We start from the raw sequence: 310 nt of genomic DNA, 5'->3' as shown, positions 1-310 counted from the left end.
GCCGGGTTCTGTCGTTGAACAGTCATTCATCTAGGCCAGCAATCGCTCACTGGCTCAAGCAGCCTACCCGGGTTCAGTACGGGCCGTACCATGTGAACCCCTATTTGGCCTTGCTCCGGGTGGAGTTTACCGTGCCACGGACTGTTACCAGCCGCGCGGTGCGCTCTTACCGCACCCTTTCACCCTTACCTGATCCCACTTGCGTGGGCCATCGGCGGTTTGCTCTCTGTTGCACTGGTCGTGGGTTTCCCCCCCAGGCGTTACCTGGCACCCTGCCCTATGGAGCCCGGACTTTCCTCCCCTCCGCCCG

General features: G+C 61.9%; 1 other RNA gene. It reads right to left on the bottom strand.

Going from position 1 to position 310, the window contains the following annotated elements:
* Positions 1 to 310: RNase P RNA component class A (gene rnpB / locus LG661_RS24850), an RNA gene on the bottom strand; the annotation flags it as partial.

The sequence above is a fragment of the Microvirga roseola genome, assembly GCF_020866965.1.
GTDB lineage: Bacteria > Pseudomonadota > Alphaproteobacteria > Rhizobiales > Beijerinckiaceae > Microvirga > Microvirga roseola.
The sequence above is the reverse complement of the archived record's forward strand: the minus strand, read 5'-3'. Positions and strand labels throughout refer to the sequence as shown.